A 22,165-nucleotide genomic window follows, 5' to 3' on the forward strand; every position below is an offset into this window, starting at 1 on the left:
TGTTTCTTAGTTGTGACTAGTATGAAACAGGGAATACTCCACATCTACACCGGACCCATGGGCTCAAACAAGACTTCAAAATTTATTGAACGATTCCACACATGGGCTTATGAACTTGATAATGATTTTGCCCAGCAAAAACTTGAAAGCCTTGCTTTCAAACCTGACGTGGACACGCGCTTTTTTGGCGCACAAGCAACAAATCAGCCACGTATTGTAAGCAGAACAGGCATGAACCTGTCCGCGCGCGTTCTGCCTGTTTTCTCGCCAAACATGCTGATTGACTACATTCAAGAACACGAAGAAAAAACAGACCGAAGTGTTGGGCTTATTGCTATTGATGAAGTGCAATTCTACGACCCGTCCGTGCTCGAGGAACTCATTAACACGTTTGACGCGAAAAACGCGAGCACAATTTGCGTGCCAAACAACACACTCTTTTTAGAGGTAATTGATGAGCTTAAAAGTGAGGGAATTAACGTGCTCTTGAGCGCGCTTAACAAATCATTTCGCGGCGAACCGTGGCCAATTATTGGACCTCTCTTCGCGCATGCTGAGCGCATTGACACACTCACGGCAAAATGCACGTACTCAGAGAACAGCCACCAATGCCTGCGAGACGCGTATTACACGCAACGACTCGTGCATGGAGCGCCTGACTCGTATCACTCCCCTCTTTTCAAGTTGGGTTCAGAAAAACAAGATGAAGAGGGAATTGCCTACACTGCGCGCTGCGAAAAACACTTCTCCTGTCTGAAATGAAAAAACCTTCACTAATATGCGTACTGCATCTCATTTTTACTTTTTGTTTGAACAAAATCTTTAAAACAGATTCACACATCAATTATCAAATCCAAGAATGCGGGGGTGCCGGAGCTTGGTCAAACGGCTTAGGTTGAGGGCCTAAGGGCTTAGTGCCTGCGCGTGTTCAAATCACGTCCCCCGCACTCTACTCTTTTATTTGATACCCTATGAAAAACAAACACGCTATTATCTTTGTTCCCGGTGTTCTTGGCACAGAACTGTATCATGTTAATGCGGAACAAGAAAAAAACAAGGTTTGGCCTCTTGGCGTTCAGGACGTTGCGCTTATTATACGCAAAGAAAAACTTGGACTCAGCAAAAACTCATATAAAACATTCTTAGAACTGCGCGCGTGTGATGAAGAGGGGAAGTCCTGTTCAAATATTGTTACGGGGGAGGTTATTAATTCGTTTTACGGTTTTTTTGACTTTTATCAAAACATTTCAGAAACATTTGAAAAAAATGGTTTTGACACGTATACCTTTCCCTATGATTGGCGTCTTGATGTGCAAACCCATGATAGTGCCTTGCACGAACGGGTAGAACACGCACGTGATACGCATGAATCTGTTTCACTTGTTGCACACAGCCTAGGCGCGCTTGTTGCCAGAAGCTACCTTAAAAATCACACTCCTGACTTTGAAAAAACCATTTTTGTCAGCCCCATCCACAACGGAACTCCGCTTGCCTATTTTGTGGTGAAAACCGGAAAAGGCGGGCTCTATAGGTATGGCATGTTTGACAATGTAGTTGGTGATTTAACTGCAAATTATCCAAGTTTGTATCAAATGTGTCCAAATGAATTCTATTTTAACAACCAGCGCGCACAAAACAATCGCGAATGGCTCGACATGTTTGATACACAAGACACGTTTGACGCACGCCATATTTATGAATACAACCCCTCTTCTAAACTGCCAAACACGCTTCTTGCAAGAAACGCGCTGCGCTTTCACCACGCACTTGGACATGATGGAGAAGGAGTGCTCAATTTGCGCGGGACCGGGCTTAAAACCTTGTGCTATCTGCGCTTTGGCAAACAGGATGTTTCATTTACCTACTGCCCGCAAGGTGATGGCACCGTCACTGAAACCGGCAGTTTTCTTTCTCACGCAAAAAATATCTCTGTTCCTGAGAAGAGCCACACAGCGCTTATCAACCCTGCCCTGCTTTACGGCTTTTTATGTCCATAAGCTTTAAAAAACAAAGATTGTTCGTATATACGAACATATGGTGCTTGAAAAACTTGTTGGAAGAAAGTGGGATATTCGTGGCTTTAATTCGTATGCACTAAAACAAGAGTGCCTGTCCGATTTGATTACAAAATCGTATCAGGAACTCAGCCCAAAAAACGCGAAAAAAGCAGAACTGCTCAAACGCGTAATTGACGGCAAACACGTGAGTGAGGATGAAATTCGGCGAAGCGTATTTAAAAACACGCGCAGTACGCTTGTGACAACTGATTTAGAGACTGCACTTACCAATGACCTATTTTATGCATGGAATTCAGAGGGACGCGGTGCTGAAGTTGATGCATTTAGGAGCGTGCTTCAAAACTATGATTATGCGTTTGTTGCACAACAATTCGAAGCGTTTGGCATGTACAAAAGCCCGATTTACCGCGCGCTAAAATGTGTGGACAGAAAAGCGCTTACCGTCAATGCGTTTCTGCCCATAGTAGGGGTTTCGGGTATTGCACAGCTTGTGTCTGGTTCTTTGATGTTTCTTCCCGCGTTTCTTACTCTTGGTGTTTTTGCTGCGTATAATGCATTTTTGTATTCTCAGATGCGTTCTATTGCGGGAGCAAACATGCTTACACTCACACAAGATATTGATGAAATTCTTGGATGCAAACCGCTTACTCTCTCATGTCTTACCCGAGATATGCTCGAAAAACATGTGTATGAAGAACATAAGGCATATCTTGTTCTTGGAAAGACTGCGTACGCACGCCTTGAAGAACATGAAGATGACAATCGAATCAGCATCAATACCTTTGAAATCCCGCGAAGAACCTTTGAGAAGAACATCCCACTCATGTCTATTCTAAGTTTTGGTGCCACACAAGTTCTTTTTGAGGGAAACTATCGCCAGTTAACCGTTGAAAGTGGGCGCGCAAAATTTGTGCGTTGCTCATTTAACAAAAAACGCAGCGGCAAGCACGTGCTCATGGAAAACTGGAAGTCTATACAGTAAGCGTGTTTGACGAGACATCAAGCGGGTACAACTCGCTTAATCGTGCTTTTTTGCTTTTAGAAATAATCACCCACGGATTGCCAAACGCGCTTAACACTTCACGGCACACACCACATGAGGGAATCACGTTCCAGCGTTTTTTATCTTTTGAAAAACGAACAGCAACAACGCGTTCTACCTCGCGTTCTCCTCCACTTGCCATATTCGAGACCGCGCTCATTTCAGCACACACTGATGAGGGCGCGCTTGCCACGTTATGAATATTTACGCCAAGGTACTGCTTACCTGAGGCAGAACGCAGTGCTGAACCAACGGACAAGTGAATGTCTTTTCCCACGTAATGCACACGAGAGAGAAGCTCACGCGCTTGTGCAATCAGTTCTTTGTCAATGGCGTCAAGTGCTTTTGTTTTCACCTGTTCTTTTTAGCAGTACGCGCATAAAAAGATTAAGAAAAAAGCACTTTTTTGCATAAAATATCAAGAAAAGACGGTTTTTGTGTAAAAAATAAAGTATTTAAAGGCTTGCATGAGTGTTAGATGCACATGGAACTTGACACACTGGATTATAATATCCTTCACGAGCTTGAAAGAGACTCGCGAACAAAGCTTAAAACGCTTGCACGAACACTTCGAACTTCGATTACAACAGTAAACAACCGTATTCGAAAACTCAGAAAAGAAGGCATTATCCAGGCCTTCTCTGCAAAACTCAACTACGAAGAACTTGGCTACACAGTAAAGGCAGTGATTGGTGTGAGCATTCAAAAACAGCACATTATCACCTTTGAAACTGAACTAAGCAGGCATCCAAACGTGACCTGCGTGTATGACGTGACCGGCACGTTTGACAGCGTAATTGTTACGCGCTTTAGAAGTGTGCGCGAGCTTGATTCGTTTCTCAAAACAGACTTAGTGCGCCCTTACATAACAGAAACACAAACGTTTATTGTTCTTAATACACGCAAAGAAGATTTTCGCATTCCCGCTGCAGGCACAAAATTAAAAAAGACAGGAATGCCACCAATACATTCATAATGCTTCGTGCAATCCTGTTTGTGAGCGCGTTTCTCCTGCTTTTGCTACCTTCTTTTGCGCAAAGTGAAATTCTTATTTCTCAATCAGCAGGAGAAAAACATGAGCTTATCCTGCCACTTTCAAACCCTGCACCAAATGACGTATACTACTACGTGCACGCGCTTGCCTATGACGACTGGATTACTACACCATCAGAACCCGTTTTCGTGCCTGCTGGCGCAACACGCGACGTTTTTCTCCCGATTTTCGTACCAAAAGACGCGCCTGAAGGGTATGCTGTTATTCCCCTCATGTTTGCGCCGGTTCGTGAAGAACGTGACTTGCTTGCAAGCACCAGCATTGAGCGCGAAGAGAAAAAAATTGTCATAGACGTGACCTCACACGAACAAATACATATTATTGATTACGAACTGCTTTCAGAAAACGGCGTGAGCGCAATTGTAACCCTTGAAAACAATCATTCACATCAGGTAACGCCTGTGCTGAATCTGCTTATTTTTGGCGCGCAAAACCTTGAACAAAATGCATCAACCACCATTCAAAGCGGGCAGCGCGCACGCATCCGCGCAAACATCCCCCTTCCTGCTGGCTTGTATCTTGCAAACATCACGCTCACCTACATGGGCGAACCTTTTTTTGAACAAACAAGTTCGGTGATGGTAGCAGACCCCATCACTGGTTTTAGCGTAAAAGGAGTGGAAATGCCTGGAATAACGCTTGCAAGCATTGCCGGATTTCTTATTCTTATCTTTTCACTCATCCTCTTTCGCTAATCTTTAAGAATTGATAAAAAGCTTTATAAAACATATTACTTTTTACAACAAGGTGACTCATTAATGGCACAACGAAGCGGACCGACAAATACTGAACTCAAACATACCATCCAGGCTCTTAAAATCAGTGCCCGAGAAAATGAGGTTAAACTGTGGAGCCGTATTGCAAAAGAGCTTGAACGCTCAACACGATTGCGACGCTCACAAAATCTCGCTCACATCAACCGCTACGCGCACCCCGACGAAACAATTATTGTTCCAGGAAAAGTTCTTGGCACGGGTTTGCTTGATAAAAAAATAACTATTTGTGCATGGCAATTTTCAGACTCTGCAAAAGAAAAAATCAAACAAGCAGGCGCAAAAGCAGTAAGCGTTCTTGAACTGCTTAAAACAAATCCGCAGGCAAAAAAGGTGAGAATCCTTGGTTAAATTCTTTATTGACGCAAAAGACAGCGTTGCTGGGCGCGTTGCAAGTTTTGCTGCAAAACAGGCCATCAATGGAGATGAAGTTATTATCATCAACGCAGCACAGGCGGTTATGTCAGGAAACCGAAAATATCTTCTTGACCGATACCACCAACGAATTAGCAGAGGAACGCCAACTACTGGTCCGTTCTATCCAAGAACCGCTCGCGGCGTGATGAAACGCATCATTCGCGGAATGCTTCCCTACAAAGAAGAACGAGGCAGGAAAGCCTTTAAAAGGGTAAAAGTGTTTGATGAGACGCCAAAAGAATATGAACATAACACGTTTGATGTTGTTACCAAAACAAAACACGATTTCATGCATAATAACTATGTCACACTCAAAGAATTAACAATTGTCATGGGTAAAGCACGATGAGCACTGTAATCCAAACCGTAGGCAAACGAAAAACCGCAATAGCACGTGCCACCATTAACGCAGGAACCGGTGTTGTACGCGTAAACAGCCTTAACATTACTGCCTACACTCCTGAAATATCACGATTACTCATCCAAGAACCCCTCATTATCGCAGGCGAAAAAGCGTCAAAGGTGAACATCACCGTGAATGTTGTTGGCGGCGGTCAAATGGCACAAGCACAAGCGGTTCGAACCGCAATCTCAAAAGCGCTGGTGGAATTCCACAATGATGAAGGACTCAAAGATGCATACCTTGCCTACGACCGACACTTACTTGTCAACGACACGCGACGCAAAGAGCAAAATAAACCGTATCGTTCAGCTGCTCGCGCAAAACGACAAAAGAGTAAACGATAAAAAGACTATCCCACTCAAAAGGAGCTACTATGATAATCCCTGTACGATGCTTTAGTTGCGGAAAACCTGTAGGACACCTATGGGACAATTACAGCACGCGCATTAAAAAAGAGAAACCAGGCAAAGTGCTTGACGAACTTGGTCTTGAACGACAATGCTGTAGAGCACTGTTCCTCGGGCACATAGACCTTGTTGAAACTATTTCAAAATTCAAGAAATAATGCTCACATGGGGCTATAGTGTAGTCTGGTTAGCATTTGAGGTTTGGGACCTTAAGACCCAGGTTCAAATCCTGGTAGCCCCACTAAAAAAAAACGTTTGCGAGAACAAAAAAATATGGCATCCACAAAAGTCGGTTCAGCAGGACGGTATGGCGCACGATATGGCATTAAGGCGCGCAAAAAAGTTTCGGATATGGAGCGCGACAATAAATCCCGTTTTACCTGTCCGTTTTGTTTGAAGAAAACGGCAAGACGACTAGCACTTGGCATTTTTGAATGCGCAAAGTGTAGTGCAAAATTTGCGGGAAAAGCCTACTCGCCATAAAAAAATAAGGAGTACATACAAAAAAAAATGGTAGACTACAAATGCTTTGATTGCGGAAGAACAGTAGAAGCAGAGCACGTTAGACGACGCGTTCGCTGTCCCTACTGTAGCAGTAAAATCCTTTTAAAACAGCGACCAAGCGTGCGAAAGAAAATACCGGCACGATGAAGCTCTCAATACAACTTGTCATCAACACGCCTCACGCAAAGCACATACTCAAAACGCTTAAGCCTGAGATTGATGATGTTAACTCAAAACGCTCAACCATAACGTATCATGCAACAAAAAATGAGTTTGTTGCAAACATCAGCGCCCCTGACGTGAACGCACTTCGGGCAAGCATTAATTCACACTTGTTATGGATTAAAACAATACAAACGGTGATAGAATATGGAAATACCCCCAGAAATTAGAGGAGACATTCTTAAAATGCAGCAAATACAGCAAAAGCTGCAAAACTTCATGCTTCAAAAGCAGCACGTACAAGTCCAAAAAATAGAAGTTGAAAACGCTCTTAAAGAGATTAAGAACGTCAAAAAAGATGATGGCGTCTTTGAAATTGTTGGCACTATCATGTTCAAAAAATCAAAAGACGAGCTTAACGCTTCTCTTGACGAGAAAAACGAACTTTTCACGCTTCGCCTCAGCTCGCTTGATAAACAAATCAACACATTGACTGATGAAGCAAAAGAGATTCAGGCAAAAATAACTGCTGAAATCAATAAGAAACGGTGAGAACCCTTATGGGCGATGCAGAGCAGACAAAACACATACTCAAGGATATCCTCGACGACAACACGGTTCCTCGAAATATTAAAGAACGACTCCACGAAGCGCTTAGACTCCTTGAAAGCAAAGAGGACAAAGACCTGATTAGAGATTCAGTGACTCAAATCCTTGACGAAGTTGTTTCAGACCCGAATCTGCCTCTTTACACGAGAACCCAGATATGGAGTGCTGTTTCACTTATTGAATCTGAAGAGGAAGAATAACACAGATGCAAACTCGTGCTTGAAGCATAATAAAGCTTTTTAAGCAGTACCTGTTTGAGAAACACTAGATTAATAATCTCAAAATTGTATGCAGGTGAATGACATTGATGGATAAATTGCGCGGGGCATTTGGGACAATTAAGATTAATTTTCCTTCAGATAAACCAAGAAACGAAGATGGTGAAGACTATATTGAAATCTCACCAAACGCGGGAGAAAGTTCACCTGCAAAAATTGTTGTAAAATACTTTACACTCACTGATTTTGAAGATACCAAAGAAATTCTAGACTCGCTACGCGACGGCTACACCATTGCGTTTGTGCGCATCAAACCACTTCGAGACAAGAACGTGAATGAACTTCGACGGGCAGTTGATAAAATCAAGAAAACCTGCTTTGCTCTGGAAGGAGAAGTTGTTGGTCTTGAAGAGGAATGGATTGTCGCAACCCCTCCATACGTACAAGTATTTAGAGGAACAACTCATCGCAATGAAGAACTTTAAATCGCTTGTTACCGGCTTAGTTTGTCCAGCCTGTGAAAGCGATTCAGCAGTGCTGCAACAACGCATGACCACTGTTGAGAATGTTGGAAAAATGCTTCGCATCACGCTTTCTTGCGCCCATTGCTTTCACCACGAAAACGATTTCATTCCCTTATTCAAAAAAGAGCCAAGCCGGATTGAATTTTCAATTGAGGATGAGAACGATTTGGACGCGAAAGTAGTGAAATCAAACACGTGCAAGCTTAAAATTCCTGAGCTTGATTTGGAAGTTGACCCTGACCCTGAAGCGGCAAGTGTTATTTCAAATGTTGATGAAGTGCTTAACCGCATTCGCTTCCACTCTGAGCTTTCATATGATTATAAGACAATTGAGAGCGCTATTACGAATGCGCGGCGTGGAAAACGTAAGCTGACGCTTATTCTTGAGGACCCAACAGGGGTTTCTACCATAATCTCTAAAAAGGTAAAGCGCCACTTATTGTAAGTCATGGTGCTTATTGATTATCAAAGCGCGTTTGGAGCGAGTGTTACAGTTGGCATTTTGTTTGGTTTGTTGATTGGCGTGCGCTATCTGGTTCGTATTGAGCGTCATCAAAAACGCCTGCTTGAAAAAGTTGAGGACCTTCAAGAGACGCTTGCAAAGACTGAGCAAAAAATTCTCAACCTGCTTGTCAAGAAAAAGCCCGCAAAAAAGGGCGCAAAATAACTTCTTTTTTTTCTTTCTCAGTACCTTTTTTTTTATCTAACTTTTATATGGCGCTTTTGTTAGTGAATTTAGAAAATATGCTCTTACAACATCTCTTTTTTCAATTTCAATTGGAGTTTTTGATAGCTGAATTTATACAAATGCGATTGATACTATCATGCCCAGCATGGCGCCAACGCTGATAAATGGCATTGCCGGATAATACGTTCCTTTCTTGCCGCGTGTTAACAAAAAGAGGAGTCCGTTTGCTGCGCCGCCAATAATAAATGCGCTTGTGATAAGTGATGTTCCCGCAAACACGCTTGCAAGCAGTAAGGGAAAGGCAATATCTCCTCCGCCAAGAAAACTTGCTGAATTTTTTTGTTCAACAATAATTCCTGGAAACACTCCTGCTGTTGATTGCGCTTTTGCAAGGGTTACCATATGTTTGGACACACGAACCGCGTATGTGTCATATAATGAAACAATGGCAAGCAGGAGCACTGCTGTTGTTGGATTGAACATAGGTGCGATAATAGCAACAACCCCTCCATAAATCAGAATCTCGGTAATATTATGAAAGTACGCATCATGCGAGCGCAACTTTAAAAGCAGTAAGAAACCAGCAACAAGCAACCCTGTTTCGCCAAAAAAAATGTTGAGCGTGATTGCCATGGCAAGACCAATGCCCACACCATACATGATTTTCCACAACAAGATTTTCTTATAACGAATCAGCACTAAAATCACAAGCGTCATGGCAAGCAGGGCAAAGAGGAAGGTTGAAAGCGAAAACAGGCCTTCATCACTTAAACGCTCAATGCCAAATGGCAACGCGTTTGTTGTGTAATAATGAGCAACCCACAAGCCAAACACGTTTGCAAGCACGAACAAGAGCAAAATCAGATAGGTAACGTGCTGTTGGTGTTTCATGATGTGTAGTTTTTACACGCAAAGGTTCTATAAAAAAGTGCGCTTATGACGCAGGTTCAACACAGCGATGAAATTCGCCGCACACTAAATCATCCTCGCACATGGTATCAGTGCAGCATTCATAGCTCAGACACGCGTGGTTTGCAGCGTACTCGCATAAATCACAATTCAAGCGCACGCACTCATTTTGTTCACATGATTCAAACAATTTGCAATCACTGTTACTCACACATTCTGGTGTGATACATGACCCGTTTACTACAATCTGGTTGCTCTCGCATGAAATGAACTCGCACACGCCCTCAATACACCACGTGTTGCTGGCGCAATCCTCATGCGAACAGCACGCGTACGTGAAACACGTGTGCGCTTCAGGAAACTCACACGCCTTGCACACAACCTCCTCGCAGGTGTTGTTACTGCATACTTCATCGTCAGCGCACTGGCTTGTTTTGCAGCACTCAAGTGCAACGCAGGCGTGGTCTGTTGTTTCTTCACAATACTGGCAGGAAAATGCTTCACAACCATTATCAACACATTGTTCGCTTTGCGCGCACGCGTCATTATTTTCGCAGGGAGTGAGGATTACCTGATTCATGCGCGAGGTTCGAGAAACCCCCGCTGAATCAGTGACTACAACGCGCACGAGCCATTCTCCTGTTTGATTAAATATGATATTCTCTTGTGAAACCCATCCTAGTGGTGTCTCTGCCATAGTGAGTGTGATGCTTTCTCCAAGAGGGGTTTGAATGCGCGCGCTCACATTAGAAATGCGCGTTTCATCATCGTGCGCGCCAACAAAAAGCGTGCTTGCATCCCCACGCAAGCGCGCGTCTAGCGTGATGTTGTCAATGCTTGGTGCAAGATTTGTGTAGGGCGCGCGAAGGGAAAAAATAATAATCAAGATAAGGGTGAGAACAACAATAATCACATACTTGCCTGGAATACGGTCCGTGTAGGATGTTACGCGGTCTTTAACATTAAAGAGGAAATTAAGTGCATTATTTCGCTTAGATGCGCTCTCATACACGTGTTTTTCCTTGCGTTCTTGCTTGAACGGATAGTGGCACGTTTCGCACACTTTGCTGTTGATAGTAACGTCCCCGCACTGCGTGCACTTCCAGCTGCGAGGGTACCCGCACGTAGGGCAGTTATGATTGTCCCGCACAAGCGAGCGACAATTGCGACACGTCCAATCATGAGGATAGCGCATACGTATGTTTCACGCACTAAACCATAAAAAAGGTATTGTAGAACCTCACACAATCTCGCCAACAAGGTGATGTGCTTTTGCATCAGTCACGCGCGCGTTTACAAACGAGCCGAGAACCCCTTGTTTGAGCACGATTGGTTTGTAGGCAAAATTCCTGCCAACAAGTGAATCATGTTTTCCAACTTCATCAATGTAGACGCGTCCCTGCCATCCAATCCATTTCTTGTGTTCTTCTTCAGTAATTTCAGCGCATATCTTAGTTAATTCGCGCGTGCGCTCTTTTCGGATGTAGTTTGGCAGTTGTTTAAGCATTGCAGCGCTTGTTTTTGGACGCTCCCAGTACATGGAAATATTAGTCACGCTTGGCCGAACCCGCGTTAATAGTTCGCGCGTTTTTTCAAAATCACGATCCGTTTCTGTAGGGTAGCCTGCAATAATATCTGTTGCAAGCGTGAGCTTTGGATACGCTTTTTTAAATGCATTTACCACGCGCTCAAACGTGTTGATTTCATAGCCCCTGCGCATGTGCGCAAGAACCGCGTTACTCCCGCTCTGCACGGGGATGTGAAGAAATTTGAACACTTTATCTGATGCAAAACTTGTAATAAGCGGTTTTTGAATTCTTGCTGCGTGCTGCGGGCTCATCATGCCAACGCGAACCCACACGCGCTTTCCAAGCGCGTTAATCTGGTTTAAGAGGTTTGCAAGATTTGTGTTACTATCAAACCCATAACATCCCATGTCTTGGGACGTGAGCCATACTTCGCCATGCGCATTTTTCACGTTTCGAACAATGTCACGTATTGGGTAGGAGTACAAATTTCCACGCGCTTTTTTAGTCATGCAATATGAGCAATTACTCAAACACCCTTCATTTACTTCCACGATGCTGATGCATGAATCTTTATGCACCACGCCCATGCCTGCTTTGTTTAATCGCTTTAATTGCGTATTTTCTTTTACGTTTCCGTCAATAATGTCGCTAATTGCGTCAACGCCTTCCACGCCAAGAATTGCGTATTCTGGAAAATGTTCGCGCACAAATTCTGGTTGGGATTGTGCCATGCATCCTGCAACAACTACCTGTTTATTGCGCAGGGTTTCAAGCTTTTTGACAATTTTACGCTCAGTAGGGCTCTTTACCACGCACGTGTTGACAACCACAACGTCAGCGTCTTTTTCATGCAAAACAATAGTATGCCCACTTTTTTTGAGCTGTTGCTGCATCAATCCTGAATCTGCTTGATTCACGCTGCATCCATAGGTTACAAACGCTACTTTCATTAAAAATTCGAAACTATTCAGTGCTTTATAAGCGTGTTCCTCTCTAGCAGTGTTAATGTAATTTCTTGTCTATATGGTATACCAGGCTTGCTGCGCCAATGCCAATTACAAGACCAAAAAACGCTGCTCTGAAATTAATCACAAAACCACCCGTTTGCTCAGCAAACATGCTTAACACCATCACCCACGTGAAGGTGAGCAGTGAATAGAGCATAAGAATGTGATTGCGATTTGATAGGGTAATAACTACGCGCTTATCTGCTTTTTTTGAACGACTACTGCTCCGCTTTACCATTCTCTTCTCCCCTGGTATATTATACCTTTCTTTTTTCTTAAAAACCTTTTCTTTCACGCATTGCCTGTTTGATGTTCATAAATTTTAAATTCTCACAATATGGTTAGTGTATGGTATGCGTGATGATTCTTTTGAAAAATTGATTGACCTTCTTAGATTTTATATTACCGGTTCAAAAGAGGATTTTGAAAAGAAACTCAAAGAATACCACATTGATGCAGATATGCTAGATGAACACGCGTCTGACGCGTATAAACCGCTGTTCTCAGCGCATTTTGATTCAGTCTTTAAAGGGCAACCAAACCCACCGCCAAAAATCTTTGGTTTTGAGTATACTCGTGGTCCTGACGGAGAACTGCGCGTCACCCCGATTGACACTGCTCGTGACGATATTAGCCGGCTTTTTGAAGATATTAACCTGTTTTTTGGAAAAACTCTTGAAAACTTTTTTGACCTCTCTTCTCACCCTGCTCCTCCTGTGCCCCCATTACCTGCGCGTATTATGTGGGATGTTATCTATGACACCAAAAACAGGGCAGACAACGATTATTTCAAATTCATACTTGAAGCCCCCGCTCAAAACCCTGCATCTGTACCAGACCTTTGTTTTGACAACGAATTTTTTAGCATTACTATTAATCCCCATCTTGCAAAACCCCACTCACAAAAAATAGTGCGCCCCATTCGCAGCGCGTTTAATTTCAATCCTTTTGAGTTTGACCTTGATAATCCCTCAGTAACGTATAATAATGGCGTGTTTGAATACACGTTTGAGCGTTTTCCGCCCCGTATTTAGCGTCTAACAAAAGTTTATAATGCTCTAGCGTTCCTACATATACTATGATGCGGCAACGTCCGATTGGCAGGGGCCTGCGCATAGAACGGATCGTTATTGTTCTGTTTTTTACTATTGGCCTTGTAGGCATTAGCATTTTCATATTCTTTGGCAGTGCGGGAAGTCCTTCTGTTGTGTGCCATGCAGAAACTGCTGATGCGGTTCTTGCAAACCCGCGAAACTCTGATACTGAAAAAATCTCATATCTTCTTGATGCAGCAGACCAGTGCGTCACTGAATTTAGCGCAAACGCAACTGCGCAAAACACGCACTTTTATCTCATGACCCAATCGCTTCACCTGCTTGAAAATTATGAAGAAGAGAACATGACACAACTCATCTATGATTTTTCCGTGTTTAGCAAACAAATAGCGCAAAACCAGTACGAAACGCTTCGCGCATTTGATGCGCACACACAACGCTTGCTTAGCCAAACACTTGCGGTCAATGATGTGATTAACGAGCGCATATTTGCGAGCATGCAAGCCCTTGCAGACGCAACTAGTCGCGAATTTGGCTCGCTTGAAGCAGAAATCGTTTCCTATCAGCAAAGCATAGGCCTCATTGGAGTAAAAGCGCAGGTGAGCATGGAATTCCTGCGCGTACTTGAAAGAATGGAACTTTCACAAAACGCACAAACCATTCTTTCCCGCGCGCAAAGCGCGCACAACGTTTCACGATATGATAACGCGTTCGCGTTTGAATTGCAAACGTTGCGAAGCATATAAAAATCATTCGCGCGCTTCTTCTTGTTATGAATGTCACTGTTGATGAACAAACCTGTATTGGTTGCGGTTCTTGCGAAGCAATTTGCCCTAAAGCATTCTATCTTATTGACGGGCTTGCAAAAGTGAAAAAAGACCATGCAGCAACAAATGGAGAATTAGAAGAAGCAATTGATATTTGCCCTGTTGATGCTATTAAAAAAGTAGAAAAAAAGGATTAAGCTTCAACAAATTCTTTTAAGAGGTCAAAAAAGTACCCATCCCACCCTTCTTTGTGACCCGCGACTTCTTGCTTGTTTGGAAGCTTAGTGTGCGACAATACGACCGTTGTTTTGTCCTTTTTTTCTTTGAGCGTATACGTTACTAGCGAGTCAGCCCATGATGCATCCCACGTGTTTTGGCGCCACGTGTAGGATAATTTCTTTTTTGGCTCAAATACCAAAATCTTTCCAGTTGTTGCGCCATCAAACAAACTCACGTGGCCACCCACTTTTGTGGATTGCGCGCATTTTTGTCCCTGCCACGAGCTCAACGTTTTACTGTTAGTAAGCGCTTTCCACACGGCGTCAATTGGTGCGTTAATGGTGTATTCTTTTTTAATTGAGAATGCCATTACAATATTCTTCTGTTTTTTTTGTGGTTAAACATGTTTTGTTCCATAACTCTTAAATATTCTTGCTGAAATCAGAGAGTATCATGCGAGTTGATCATCCCACACACGTATAGACGATTTCTTTACTGCAAAGCATACCTGACGCGCGTATGCAATATCTTTTTTACCGGTTAACTTGTGTTAGTAGTATACTACACTCAAACACGCCCCTTGCCCTCAAAAAAAGTTGAAATTGGTGAAACACAATGAATATCAAGCTCACTCTCCCTGATGGAAAAAAAATCGAAGCAAAAAAAGGAATAACTGGTAGAGCCCTTGCTGAAAAAATCGGCAAAAAACTGGCAAAACAAGCCCTTGCAATCAAAGTAGGAGATGAACTCAAAGACCTCTCCCACCCAATTGAATCTGACGCGCGCATCAAAATCCTCACCTGGAACGAACCGGAAGGAAAAGACGTGCTTCGCCACAGCGCAGCGCACGTGCTTGCATACGCGGTCACTGAATTATTTCCAAAAGCAAAACCAACTATTGGACCCGTAATTGAAGATGGGTTTTACTATGATTTTTATCGGGACAAACCCTTTGATGCACAGGAAATCAAACAAATCGAGAAAAAAGTGAACAGCATCATTGGTGCTAACCATACAATTGTGCGCCACATGGTTGCAAAAAAAGAAGCGCGCGCATTCTACAAAGATAACAAATTCAAAAAAGAACTTATCAGCGAATTTGAAGGAAACGCGCACTCATTTTACACGATGGGCAAGTTTGATGACTTGTGCCGCGGACCTCACATCCCAAGCACAGGCCACATTAAAGCATTTAAAATAATCAAAGACTCAAGCGCGTACTGGCGCGGGGATGAGAAAAAAGAAACCCTGCGCAGGCTCTATGGCGTTGCGTTCCCGAGCAAAAAAGAACTTGATGAATACCTTGTGCGCATGGAAGAAATCGAAAAACGAGACCACCGAAAACTCGGCCCAGAGCTGGGACTCTTCTTTTTGCACGACACTGCTCCAGGCATGCCGTACTGGCTTCCAAAAGGATTGCGCGTGTACCAAGCGCTCGTAAAATTCTGGAAAGAGGAGCATGACAAACTCAACTATCAAGAAATTGCAACTCCTCTTATCAACAAAAAAGATTTGTGGGAAATAAGCGGGCACTGGGAGCACTATCAGGAGAACATGTTTATTGCAGACATGGGCGAAAACGAAGTGTACGGCGTGAAAGCAATGAACTGCCCAAACGCTATGATAACCTTTGCTCACGAGTCACGAAGCTATAAAGATTTGCCGCTCAAGCTCTCAGACAAAGATACGCTTCACCGCTACGAGCGTTCAGGCACGCTCCACGGACTGCTTCGCGTACGTTCATTTTCACAAGATGACGCGCACATTTATGTTACACCTGAACAAATAGAGCAGCAATATGATGAAATCCTCGGCATTGCAGACCAGTTCTACCGTATTTTTGGTCTTGACTACACGCTACGACTTGGCACCCGACCCGAAGGGTTTATTGGAGACAAAAAAACGTGGGACAAAGCAGAAGCAGAGCTTAAAAAAATTCTTGAAAAAAGCCGAAAAAAATACGGTCGCGAATACGAAGTGCTTGAAGGTGATGGCGCGTTTTACGGACCAAAAATAGATATTATCATGAAAGACAGTCTTGGCAGGGAATGGCAAACGGGAACGGTTCAGCTTGACTTCCAACAGCCACGCCGATTCAACCTATCATACGTGGACAAGGACGGTTCAAAGAAAACGCCGGTTGTTATACACCGCGTGATTTACGGTTCGCTTGAACGTTTTATTGGTTTATTGATTGAACACTTTGCTGGCGCGTTTCCAACGTGGCTTGCTCCAGAACAAGTAAGAATCCTGCCAATCACTGACCGTGCCCTGGCGTATGCAAAACGCATTAAAGAAACGCTTGCAAAAGACGGCGTGTTGGTGAGCATTGATGACTCAACAAACACAATACAATACAAGATTAGAAACGCACAACTCAAAAAAGTGCCCTACATGCTCGTGCTTGGCGACAAAGAAGTGAGCGCAAAAAACGTGACAGTCAGGCATCGCAGCGGTAAAATCGAGTATGGCAAAAACTTCAAAGCTTTTGCAAAAACGCTCAAACAAGAAATTGTGGAGAGAACACTCTCCTCCTAACCTTTTTTTTCTTATTTGAAATACACGTTAAAGACTGTTGCGTTGTTTCCAACCTGAGAGGATACCCTCCCTTTATGTAGGATACAACTCCAGATACTCTCCTGGTTTTTGAGGGCACAATCTTTTCAAACACGCACCCTCCGCCAAGAAATCCTCCCTGCCCATGATTGTCGCCTGGTGTTGGAAAATAAATAAATGTATCTCCAACTTCTAAATCGTCAAACACCAAAATTTTTATTATCCAAAGATTTGCATTTAACAATATAGAACGGAGAATTTTTTTCTTATGAAAGTATTACAACTCCACTGCACACACTTTGAATACGTTGCAACAAAAAAAACGCCCGTCGCGATAGGTGATGGGGGTAGTGGGAGTTTTGATAACGTGCTTGTTTGTTTCACCACATATGAAAAATATGATGAGAACCGGCATGAAGAAATTATCAAGACATACAAACAAAAATTACTTACTGATTTTGAACGCATGAAATTCAAAACAGTGCTCATCCACCCCTACGCGCACTTGTCAACAAACTTAGGCAGTCAAAAAAAAGCAATTCAATTCTTAGAAGAACTTAAGCACGCGCTACGCGCTACGCCATATACTGTTTTTCAAAGCCCGTTTGGCTGGTACAAGGCGTGGAAGACTGAGGTAAAAGGACATCCCTTAGCAGACGCCTTTCGCGAGTATTAAGCATTAAATAATGCTAAACGGAAGCGTGCCTAAGACGCTGCCATACCCTATTTCATATATCAAACCTGCTTTGTCATCACTTACCAGCAGTGAGCCAAACGGGGTTACAATCACGTCAACAGGCCTGCCTAGGGCAACACTATTCTTAAGCCATCCTTCTGCAAAAACCTCATAGGACTGTGCTTTATTGTTTTCAACAGAAACGCGCATAATCCGATACCCAATAGGCGCATCCCGATTCCATGACCCATGCTCAGCAATAAACACATCTCCGTGATACGTGCTTGGAAACTGTGTGCCCGTATAAAAGGTCATTCCCAATGCTGCTACATGTGGGCCAAGCGCGCGAGCAGGTTGTTCAAACGCGCTGCAATCAAACAAGTCAAATTTAGGGTCTTGAATTGTTCCTCCATGGCAGTAGGGGTAGCCAAAGTGTGGTCGCTGTTTTGAAATCGCGTTCAACTCATCAGGAGGCGCGTTATTTCCAAGCCAGTCTCGCCCATTATCAGTAAACCACAGCGTGTTGGTGGTTGGATTCCAGTCAAATCCGACGGTGTTTCGAACACCCCATGCAATAATCTCAAACCCGGCGGGGTCTGACACATTAAGGCGCGTTATGGTTGCATACGGCTCTTCTGGACTGCAAATATTACACGGAGCGCCAACCGGGACGTATAGTAATCCGTCAGGGCCAAATGCAATATACTTCCATCCATGAAGCGCGTTTTTAGGATAGCCATCAAATACAACCTCATAATCTGAAGAGGCAAGGTTGTTTTCAATATCATTAAAACGAATGATTCTGCTAATCTCAGCAACATACAAGTCGCCACCCTTGAGTGCAACCCCGTTTGGCGAATTAAGATTGCGCGCGACCTTGATTACATCACCTGTTTGGGTTACTGCGTACACCTTGTCGCCACGTGTTCCTACAAAGAGTGTGCCACTCTCACTTAAGACAAGGGAGCGCGCTCCAGCAACGCGCGCGTACACGTCTATGCTAAACCCGTCAGGTAGCCTAATTGCGTTTATAATCTCGCTGTCATTTGCCCCACTAGGAATGAACCCGGTTAAGTACTCCCAAGGAAAGACAATAGCAAAAGCCACGGCAAGTATTAGACCAAGTGCAATAACCCCTACTATGGTACTTGCCCGCATACACTTACTTAACGCATGTTTATTTATTTGTGTGTTATGGTTTTTTTAATTCAATGGTTACTGGACAATGGTCTGAACCTGTCACGTTGTTTAGAATGCCTGCACTTTTCACGCGCTTCTCAAAGAGGGTGTTAACAAGAAAATAATCAATGCGCCATCCAATGTTTCTCTCGCGTGCATTAAACCGATATGTCCACCACGTGTAATTATTTGGTTCTTGATTGAACATGCGAAACGTGTCAACAAAACCCGCGTTCAAGAGTTTTTGAAAGCTTTCGCGTTCTTCATCACTAAAACCTGCATTCCTGCGGTTTGCCTGGGGGTTTGCAAGGTCAATTGCTTTGTGCGCAACATTAAGGTCGCCGCAAATAACTACCTGCTTTTTTTGTGTTAATTCTTTAACGTACGCGCGAAAATCAGCATCCCACTTCAAGCGATACGTGATGCGCAACAAGCCGCGCTTGGCATTTGGTGTGTACACGTTAACTAAAAAGAAATCATCAAATTCAAGGGTGATAACACGCCCCTCCTCAGTATGGTTTGGGATGTCATAAAAAACCACGCGGGGTTTGATTTTGGTAAACACAGCCGTTCCAGAATACCCTTTTTTATGAGCTGCGTTCCAGAACTGGTGATAGCCGGGAAGCAGGAGTTCTGTTTTGTCAGTTTTTGTTTCCTGCAAGCACACAACATCAGGGTCATGTTTTTGAATTGAAGCGAGAAAACCTTTTTTGAGTGCTGAGCGAATTCCATTCACATTCCAGGACAGTAATTTCATATGCTACACAAAAGAGGTCATTGCTTATTAATGATTTCTTTGGCTAACTACGTTATTCCTGATAATATCCGGTGTTGCCAAGCGCAAGTGCGATTTCTGCTTTTTTTAATTCTTTTCCAAGATATGCCACATGCTCTTTTTGCGTGAACCATTCCTGTTTGTGCTGTTTTTCGTACTCAAAAATGGCGTGATACACGTCTTGTGCGCGCTTGCCTTTGAATACTTTGAGTATTTCATGCTCATAGTTGGTAATTGCAACTTGGAGTTCATGGTATTCAAAATCAACTTTGATAAGCACGTAACAACCTTTGTCAAGCGTGAAATCTTTGTACGTGTCGTAGGGTACGCATTCAATTATCTCAAACTCTTTGTGCAGGATTTTGTCACGAATCCACGCAGGCCTTTTTTTGTCTGTCATACGTGAGTGTGAGTATGTTTGGTATTATTTGTTTTACGCCACTGCAGAAAGCCAAATTCCGCTCATAGTTCCAATACTTGCAAGCGTAGTAAGAAGCGTTGAAGCAATCTCCTTATCATTCAAGGTTTTTGGCGTTATTTGCAGGCCAGTATTATACATTTCAAGCCACGCCCATAAGTAGAGCGGAAAGGCAACAATAAAATGAACCGGTTCTAAGAACTTGACAAAAAGAATTGCCTGAATGAAGGCTATACTCATGCCCAGCACATAATTTCTTGCTCGCGCTTTTGGTTTCCTGTAATCATCGCTTAAACCTTGGGCAAAACTAATTTCTAAGAGAATAATAAAAAACCACAACTGAAACAACTGTGGCTGAAAAATAGCAATAACACTCGCTACAAATAACGGGAAAAATATGAGGAAAAGTATGTTTAGCTTGACAAAATTTGAGTGTCCGCGTTTTACTGCATGAAAAAAGGTAGTCCTGCTAATCACAAGGCCTACATGTGCACGCATGTAATAAACGTTTTTCCCCTTTAAACGCTAAAACTTATAACACGCGAGTGCAACTATACGTGTATGGGCGCGGAGATTGTTGGTTTTCTTATTATTCTTGGTTCAGGGCTTTTCTTTTTCGGAATTGTTTAGAAAACTTCACTTGCCCTATGTTATCGCGCTTATTCTTGCAGGAATCATAGTAGGACCGTTTGGCTTTGATATTATTGAGCCTGATGCGGTTGTTGTATTCTTGAGTTCTGTTGGTGTGTTGTTTCTCATGTTTATTGCGGGAAGTGAGATTACTTCAAAAACTCTCAAAGAAACAAGCAAGAGCATTGCTTTTCTTGCCTTACTCAATAGTGTAGTTCCGTTTTTTGTTGGTATGGGAATCGCGCTCTTTTTTGGTTTTAATATTCCTACTGCGCTTATTCTTGGCGTGACGTTCATGTCGTCATCTGTTGCGGTTATTATTCCTTCACTACAGTCTCAGGGATTGGTAAACACCAAGCTTGGCAGGAGTATTATTACATCAACTGTTTTTGAGGATTTTGGGAGTTTGCTTCTTGTGGGCTTTATTCTTCAGGCGTTCAAGCCGCAATCAGCAATCCCGCTTTTTGCCTACATCCCGGTTGTGCTCTTGTTTATTGCGCTTCTTAAAATTATTATTCCCCGCCTTGAAGAATCGTATCACGCAGATAAGACGGGTCAGGATTTATTTGAGAGCAAGCTTCGTTTCACGTTTGTTGTGCTTCTTGCAAGCGTGCTCTTGTTTGAAGTGCTGGGCATGCATGCGATTGTTGCAGGTTTCGTGATTGGTTTGTTATTATCTGATTCAATTCAGGGAAAAATCAGGGATAAAATTAGAACCATTAGCTATGGTATTTTTATTCCTGTGTTCTTTTTTATGATTGGCGTGCAGACTGATTTGAGCGTGTTTGTGTTGCCACAATCAGTTACATTTACCGTGTGCGTTGTGTTTGGACTTGTTATTTCAAAATCAGTAAGCGGCTGGGTTGGGGGTGTGATTTCTGGTTTTTCAAAGCGCGAGAGCATTCTTATCGCGTTTTCAACAATACCTCAATTATCAACTACGCTTGCTGTTGCGTATAGCGCGCTCGCGTTTGATATCATTAATGTGGATATTGTTGCAACGCTTGTTATTCTTACTATTGTAACAACCCTTGGCTCACCGCTTCTCATAAAACTCTACAATGATGTGCTTCGAGAGAAACCGGAAAAAACACAAACTAGCTAATGAACTCTTTCATTTGTTCAAGCAATCCTTGAACCTGAGTTTTAATGTGTTCTGGTTTAAAATTGTTAACCTCTGACACGTGAACTGCACGCTGGAGCGGAATTGCTTTGAGCGCAACAATTACTTGGCGCAATTGTTCTGTCATGCGCGTGCCTCCCCACGGACCGTCTGATACGCTGCAAATTCCAAACACTTTTTTTTCGTATTGGTCATAGAGCTGGTCGAGAAATAGTTTTAATTCGCCGGGATAGCCGTGATTGTATTCAGGACTTACAATTATGATGCCGTCTGCTTTGTTGAGAATCTTTTCCCACTTCTTTGCATACCTGTTTTTTTCGCTGTTATCTGTTGCTCTCAAAGGATAAGCATTTACATCAACAAGGATTGTTTCAACTCCTGTTGTTTTCATGTGTTCAACCACTGCGTTTGCAACAGCTTCACTTTTTCTGCCTTTGCGTGCCGTGCCAAGAACAACTGGAATAAACATATTCTTATCTGCTCAAGAGCGCGTTAAAAAAATA

Annotated in this window: 34 protein-coding genes and 2 tRNA genes; 25 read left to right on the plus strand and 11 right to left on the minus strand. The window is 43.1% G+C overall.

Annotated elements, in window-relative coordinates:
- Positions 1-21 precede the first annotated feature (21 nt).
- The 4 genes from COT72_00820 to COT72_00835 all read left to right on the plus strand — a co-directional run bounded on the left by COT72_00820 (position 22) and on the right by COT72_00835 (position 3,000).
- The gene (locus tag COT72_00820; protein ID PIO00233.1) at positions 22-762 is read left to right on the plus strand and encodes a hypothetical protein; all 741 of its coding nucleotides are present in this window, start codon (positions 22-24) and stop codon (positions 760-762) included.
- Positions 763-861: 99 nt separating this feature from the next.
- Positions 862-947: transfer RNA gene (locus COT72_00825), tRNA-Leu, on the plus strand.
- 24 nt (positions 948-971) lie between these two features.
- Positions 972-1,997 (plus strand): hypothetical protein, encoded by a 1,026-nt coding sequence (locus tag COT72_00830; GenBank protein PIO00234.1) that lies wholly within the window; start codon positions 972-974, stop codon positions 1,995-1,997.
- A 37-nt stretch (positions 1,998-2,034) separates the two neighbouring features.
- Positions 2,035-3,000: a hypothetical protein gene (locus COT72_00835; protein ID PIO00235.1), complete on the plus strand. Its 966-nt coding sequence runs from the start codon at positions 2,035-2,037 to the stop codon at positions 2,998-3,000.
- On the opposite strand, the gene COT72_00840 is transcribed toward COT72_00835, so the two are convergent.
- The gene (locus COT72_00840) at positions 2,990-3,415 is read right to left on the minus strand and encodes a hypothetical protein (GenBank protein ID PIO00236.1); all 426 of its coding nucleotides are present in this window, start codon (positions 3,413-3,415) and stop codon (positions 2,990-2,992) included. The two genes, COT72_00835 and COT72_00840, sit on opposite strands and share 11 nt — an antisense overlap.
- A gap of 123 nt (positions 3,416-3,538) precedes the next feature.
- Between COT72_00840 and COT72_00845 the strand changes: the two genes are divergently transcribed.
- The 15 genes from COT72_00845 to COT72_00915 all read left to right on the plus strand — a co-directional run bounded on the left by COT72_00845 (position 3,539) and on the right by COT72_00915 (position 8,798).
- Positions 3,539-4,036, plus strand: a complete 498-nt coding sequence (locus COT72_00845) for an AsnC family transcriptional regulator (protein PIO00237.1) — start codon at positions 3,539-3,541, stop codon at positions 4,034-4,036.
- Positions 4,036-4,809 carry a hypothetical protein gene (locus COT72_00850; GenBank protein ID PIO00238.1) on the plus strand — a complete coding sequence of 258 codons (774 nt, stop codon included), beginning with the start codon at positions 4,036-4,038 and terminating at the stop codon, positions 4,807-4,809. The genes COT72_00845 and COT72_00850 overlap by 1 nt, the downstream gene beginning before the upstream one ends.
- A 63-nt stretch (positions 4,810-4,872) precedes the next feature.
- Complete coding sequence (locus tag COT72_00855) at positions 4,873-5,238, plus strand: 50S ribosomal protein L18e (protein ID PIO00239.1); 366 nt, start codon at positions 4,873-4,875, stop codon at positions 5,236-5,238.
- A complete protein-coding gene (rplM, locus tag COT72_00860) occupies positions 5,231-5,653 on the plus strand; it encodes a 50S ribosomal protein L13 (protein ID PIO00240.1) in 423 nt (140 codons plus the stop codon). Before COT72_00855 ends, rplM begins: the two co-directional genes overlap by 8 nt.
- Entirely contained in the window at positions 5,650-6,051 is a 402-nt protein-coding gene (locus COT72_00865; protein PIO00241.1) for a 30S ribosomal protein S9, read from the plus strand. The genes rplM and COT72_00865 overlap by 4 nt, the downstream gene beginning before the upstream one ends.
- 29 nt (positions 6,052-6,080) lie before the next feature.
- On the plus strand, positions 6,081-6,272 hold the full coding sequence (locus tag COT72_00870) for a DNA-directed RNA polymerase subunit N (protein ID PIO00242.1): 192 nt from the start codon (positions 6,081-6,083) through the stop codon (positions 6,270-6,272).
- A gap of 9 nt (positions 6,273-6,281) precedes the next feature.
- Positions 6,282-6,355 (plus strand) — tRNA-Pro (locus COT72_00875).
- A 32-nt stretch (positions 6,356-6,387) separates the two neighbouring features.
- Entirely contained in the window at positions 6,388-6,597 is a 210-nt protein-coding gene (locus tag COT72_00880) for a 50S ribosomal protein L37ae (protein ID PIO00243.1), read from the plus strand.
- 27 nt (positions 6,598-6,624) lie between these two features.
- Positions 6,625-6,765, plus strand: a complete 141-nt coding sequence (locus COT72_00885) for a DNA-directed RNA polymerase subunit P (protein PIO00244.1) — start codon at positions 6,625-6,627, stop codon at positions 6,763-6,765.
- Complete coding sequence (locus tag COT72_00890; protein ID PIO00245.1) at positions 6,762-7,010, plus strand: hypothetical protein; 249 nt, start codon at positions 6,762-6,764, stop codon at positions 7,008-7,010. The genes COT72_00885 and COT72_00890 overlap by 4 nt, the downstream gene beginning before the upstream one ends.
- Positions 6,988-7,332 carry a prefoldin subunit beta gene (locus COT72_00895; GenBank protein PIO00246.1) on the plus strand — a complete coding sequence of 115 codons (345 nt, stop codon included), beginning with the start codon at positions 6,988-6,990 and terminating at the stop codon, positions 7,330-7,332. The genes COT72_00890 and COT72_00895 overlap by 23 nt, the downstream gene beginning before the upstream one ends.
- Before the next feature lie 8 nt (positions 7,333-7,340).
- Positions 7,341-7,589 (plus strand): hypothetical protein, encoded by a 249-nt coding sequence (locus COT72_00900; protein PIO00247.1) that lies wholly within the window; start codon positions 7,341-7,343, stop codon positions 7,587-7,589.
- A 98-nt stretch (positions 7,590-7,687) separates the two neighbouring features.
- Positions 7,688-8,092 (plus strand): hypothetical protein, encoded by a 405-nt coding sequence (locus tag COT72_00905; protein ID PIO00248.1) that lies wholly within the window; start codon positions 7,688-7,690, stop codon positions 8,090-8,092.
- Complete coding sequence (locus tag COT72_00910; GenBank protein ID PIO00249.1) at positions 7,944-8,576, plus strand: hypothetical protein; 633 nt, start codon at positions 7,944-7,946, stop codon at positions 8,574-8,576. The genes COT72_00905 and COT72_00910 overlap by 149 nt, the downstream gene beginning before the upstream one ends.
- Before the next feature lie 3 nt (positions 8,577-8,579).
- Positions 8,580-8,798, plus strand: a complete 219-nt coding sequence (locus tag COT72_00915) for a hypothetical protein (protein ID PIO00250.1) — start codon at positions 8,580-8,582, stop codon at positions 8,796-8,798.
- 132 nt (positions 8,799-8,930) lie between these two features.
- Here the strand turns inward: COT72_00915 and COT72_00920 are convergent, their stop codons facing one another.
- From COT72_00920 to COT72_00935, 4 genes are read right to left on the minus strand one after another with little or no spacing between them, the layout of a single operon-like run.
- On the minus strand, positions 8,931-9,710 hold the full coding sequence (locus COT72_00920) for a hypothetical protein (protein PIO00251.1): 780 nt from the start codon (positions 9,708-9,710) through the stop codon (positions 8,931-8,933).
- 43 nt (positions 9,711-9,753) lie between these two features.
- The gene (locus COT72_00925; GenBank protein ID PIO00252.1) at positions 9,754-10,923 is read right to left on the minus strand and encodes a hypothetical protein; all 1,170 of its coding nucleotides are present in this window, start codon (positions 10,921-10,923) and stop codon (positions 9,754-9,756) included.
- A 45-nt stretch (positions 10,924-10,968) separates the two neighbouring features.
- The gene (locus tag COT72_00930) at positions 10,969-12,207 is read right to left on the minus strand and encodes a threonylcarbamoyladenosine tRNA methylthiotransferase (protein ID PIO00253.1); all 1,239 of its coding nucleotides are present in this window, start codon (positions 12,205-12,207) and stop codon (positions 10,969-10,971) included.
- A 52-nt stretch (positions 12,208-12,259) separates the two neighbouring features.
- Positions 12,260-12,559 (minus strand): hypothetical protein, encoded by a 300-nt coding sequence (locus COT72_00935; GenBank protein ID PIO00254.1) that lies wholly within the window; start codon positions 12,557-12,559, stop codon positions 12,260-12,262.
- Positions 12,560-12,617: 58 nt separating this feature from the next.
- Here COT72_00935 and COT72_00940 point away from each other — a divergent pair, with 58 nt between their 5' ends.
- The 3 genes from COT72_00940 to COT72_00950 are packed head-to-tail and all read left to right on the plus strand — an operon-like array spanning position 12,618 to position 14,283.
- Positions 12,618-13,298: a hypothetical protein gene (locus COT72_00940; protein ID PIO00255.1), complete on the plus strand. Its 681-nt coding sequence runs from the start codon at positions 12,618-12,620 to the stop codon at positions 13,296-13,298.
- 44 nt (positions 13,299-13,342) lie between these two features.
- Complete coding sequence (locus COT72_00945; protein PIO00256.1) at positions 13,343-14,065, plus strand: hypothetical protein; 723 nt, start codon at positions 13,343-13,345, stop codon at positions 14,063-14,065.
- A 26-nt stretch (positions 14,066-14,091) separates the two neighbouring features.
- Positions 14,092-14,283 (plus strand): ferredoxin, encoded by a 192-nt coding sequence (locus tag COT72_00950; GenBank protein ID PIO00257.1) that lies wholly within the window; start codon positions 14,092-14,094, stop codon positions 14,281-14,283.
- Here the strand turns inward: COT72_00950 and COT72_00955 are convergent.
- The gene (locus COT72_00955) at positions 14,280-14,675 is read right to left on the minus strand and encodes a hypothetical protein (GenBank protein PIO00258.1); all 396 of its coding nucleotides are present in this window, start codon (positions 14,673-14,675) and stop codon (positions 14,280-14,282) included. The two genes, COT72_00950 and COT72_00955, sit on opposite strands and share 4 nt — an antisense overlap.
- A gap of 245 nt (positions 14,676-14,920) precedes the next feature.
- Between COT72_00955 and COT72_00960 the strand changes: the two genes are divergently transcribed.
- Complete coding sequence (locus COT72_00960) at positions 14,921-16,843, plus strand: threonine--tRNA ligase (protein ID PIO00259.1); 1,923 nt, start codon at positions 14,921-14,923, stop codon at positions 16,841-16,843.
- Positions 16,844-17,129: 286 nt separating this feature from the next.
- Positions 17,130-17,537 (plus strand): hypothetical protein, encoded by a 408-nt coding sequence (locus COT72_00965; protein PIO00260.1) that lies wholly within the window; start codon positions 17,130-17,132, stop codon positions 17,535-17,537.
- Positions 17,538-17,540: 3 nt separating this feature from the next.
- Here COT72_00965 and COT72_00970 read toward each other — a convergent pair whose 3' ends face one another.
- Genes COT72_00970 through COT72_00985 form a run of 4 tightly spaced genes read right to left on the minus strand, consistent with a single transcriptional unit; the run spans position 17,541 to position 20,407 of the window.
- Entirely contained in the window at positions 17,541-18,695 is a 1,155-nt protein-coding gene (locus COT72_00970; GenBank protein PIO00261.1) for a sorbosone dehydrogenase, read from the minus strand.
- Positions 18,696-18,729: 34 nt separating this feature from the next.
- On the minus strand, positions 18,730-19,473 hold the full coding sequence (xth, locus tag COT72_00975; GenBank protein ID PIO00262.1) for an exodeoxyribonuclease III: 744 nt from the start codon (positions 19,471-19,473) through the stop codon (positions 18,730-18,732).
- 52 nt (positions 19,474-19,525) lie between these two features.
- On the minus strand, positions 19,526-19,891 hold the full coding sequence (locus COT72_00980) for a hypothetical protein (GenBank protein PIO00263.1): 366 nt from the start codon (positions 19,889-19,891) through the stop codon (positions 19,526-19,528).
- A 33-nt stretch (positions 19,892-19,924) separates the two neighbouring features.
- Complete coding sequence (locus COT72_00985) at positions 19,925-20,407, minus strand: hypothetical protein (GenBank protein PIO00264.1); 483 nt, start codon at positions 20,405-20,407, stop codon at positions 19,925-19,927.
- Positions 20,408-20,462: 55 nt separating this feature from the next.
- Between COT72_00985 and COT72_00990 the strand changes: the two genes are divergently transcribed.
- The gene (locus COT72_00990) at positions 20,463-21,644 is read left to right on the plus strand and encodes a hypothetical protein (protein ID PIO00265.1); all 1,182 of its coding nucleotides are present in this window, start codon (positions 20,463-20,465) and stop codon (positions 21,642-21,644) included.
- Here the strand turns inward: COT72_00990 and COT72_00995 are convergent.
- A complete protein-coding gene (locus COT72_00995; protein ID PIO00266.1) occupies positions 21,637-22,131 on the minus strand; it encodes an NADPH-dependent FMN reductase in 495 nt (164 codons plus the stop codon). The two genes, COT72_00990 and COT72_00995, sit on opposite strands and share 8 nt — an antisense overlap.
- Positions 22,132-22,165 lie beyond the last annotated feature (34 nt).

This window comes from archaeon CG10_big_fil_rev_8_21_14_0_10_43_11, from assembly GCA_002763265.1.
Taxonomy (GTDB): domain Archaea; phylum Nanobdellota; class Nanobdellia; order PEZQ01; family PEZQ01; genus PEZQ01.

Coding starts and splice junctions, on each gene's coding strand:
- COT72_00925 (PIO00252.1), bottom strand. CDS start 10,923: ATGCGCTATCCTCATGATTGGACGTGTCGCAATTGTCGCTCGCTTGTG.
- COT72_00965 (PIO00260.1), top strand. CDS start 17,130: ATGAAAGTATTACAACTCCACTGCACACACTTTGAATACGTTGCAACA.
- COT72_00865 (PIO00241.1), top strand. CDS start 5,650: ATGAGCACTGTAATCCAAACCGTAGGCAAACGAAAAACCGCAATAGCA.
- COT72_00910 (PIO00249.1), top strand. CDS start 7,944: ATGAACTTCGACGGGCAGTTGATAAAATCAAGAAAACCTGCTTTGCTC.
- COT72_00890 (PIO00245.1), top strand. CDS start 6,762: ATGAAGCTCTCAATACAACTTGTCATCAACACGCCTCACGCAAAGCAC.
- COT72_00950 (PIO00257.1), top strand. CDS start 14,092: ATGAATGTCACTGTTGATGAACAAACCTGTATTGGTTGCGGTTCTTGC.
- COT72_00845 (PIO00237.1), top strand. CDS start 3,539: ATGCACATGGAACTTGACACACTGGATTATAATATCCTTCACGAGCTT.
- COT72_00980 (PIO00263.1), bottom strand. CDS start 19,891: ATGACAGACAAAAAAAGGCCTGCGTGGATTCGTGACAAAATCCTGCAC.
- COT72_00850 (PIO00238.1), top strand. CDS start 4,036: ATGCTTCGTGCAATCCTGTTTGTGAGCGCGTTTCTCCTGCTTTTGCTA.
- COT72_00835 (PIO00235.1), top strand. CDS start 2,035: ATGGTGCTTGAAAAACTTGTTGGAAGAAAGTGGGATATTCGTGGCTTT.
- COT72_00915 (PIO00250.1), top strand. CDS start 8,580: ATGGTGCTTATTGATTATCAAAGCGCGTTTGGAGCGAGTGTTACAGTT.
- COT72_00885 (PIO00244.1), top strand. CDS start 6,625: ATGGTAGACTACAAATGCTTTGATTGCGGAAGAACAGTAGAAGCAGAG.
- COT72_00960 (PIO00259.1), top strand. CDS start 14,921: ATGAATATCAAGCTCACTCTCCCTGATGGAAAAAAAATCGAAGCAAAA.
- COT72_00970 (PIO00261.1), bottom strand. CDS start 18,695: ATGCGGGCAAGTACCATAGTAGGGGTTATTGCACTTGGTCTAATACTT.
- COT72_00945 (PIO00256.1), top strand. CDS start 13,343: ATGATGCGGCAACGTCCGATTGGCAGGGGCCTGCGCATAGAACGGATC.
- COT72_00995 (PIO00266.1), bottom strand. CDS start 22,131: ATGTTTATTCCAGTTGTTCTTGGCACGGCACGCAAAGGCAGAAAAAGT.
- COT72_00855 (PIO00239.1), top strand. CDS start 4,873: ATGGCACAACGAAGCGGACCGACAAATACTGAACTCAAACATACCATC.
- COT72_00830 (PIO00234.1), top strand. CDS start 972: ATGAAAAACAAACACGCTATTATCTTTGTTCCCGGTGTTCTTGGCACA.
- COT72_00895 (PIO00246.1), top strand. CDS start 6,988: ATGGAAATACCCCCAGAAATTAGAGGAGACATTCTTAAAATGCAGCAA.
- COT72_00985 (PIO00264.1), bottom strand. CDS start 20,407: ATGCGTGCACATGTAGGCCTTGTGATTAGCAGGACTACCTTTTTTCAT.
- COT72_00820 (PIO00233.1), top strand. CDS start 22: ATGAAACAGGGAATACTCCACATCTACACCGGACCCATGGGCTCAAAC.
- COT72_00940 (PIO00255.1), top strand. CDS start 12,618: ATGCGTGATGATTCTTTTGAAAAATTGATTGACCTTCTTAGATTTTAT.
- COT72_00880 (PIO00243.1), top strand. CDS start 6,388: ATGGCATCCACAAAAGTCGGTTCAGCAGGACGGTATGGCGCACGATAT.
- COT72_00900 (PIO00247.1), top strand. CDS start 7,341: ATGGGCGATGCAGAGCAGACAAAACACATACTCAAGGATATCCTCGAC.
- COT72_00920 (PIO00251.1), bottom strand. CDS start 9,710: ATGAAACACCAACAGCACGTTACCTATCTGATTTTGCTCTTGTTCGTG.
- COT72_00930 (PIO00253.1), bottom strand. CDS start 12,207: ATGAAAGTAGCGTTTGTAACCTATGGATGCAGCGTGAATCAAGCAGAT.
- xth (PIO00262.1), bottom strand. CDS start 19,473: ATGAAATTACTGTCCTGGAATGTGAATGGAATTCGCTCAGCACTCAAA.
- COT72_00905 (PIO00248.1), top strand. CDS start 7,688: ATGACATTGATGGATAAATTGCGCGGGGCATTTGGGACAATTAAGATT.
- COT72_00955 (PIO00258.1), bottom strand. CDS start 14,675: ATGGCATTCTCAATTAAAAAAGAATACACCATTAACGCACCAATTGAC.
- COT72_00870 (PIO00242.1), top strand. CDS start 6,081: ATGATAATCCCTGTACGATGCTTTAGTTGCGGAAAACCTGTAGGACAC.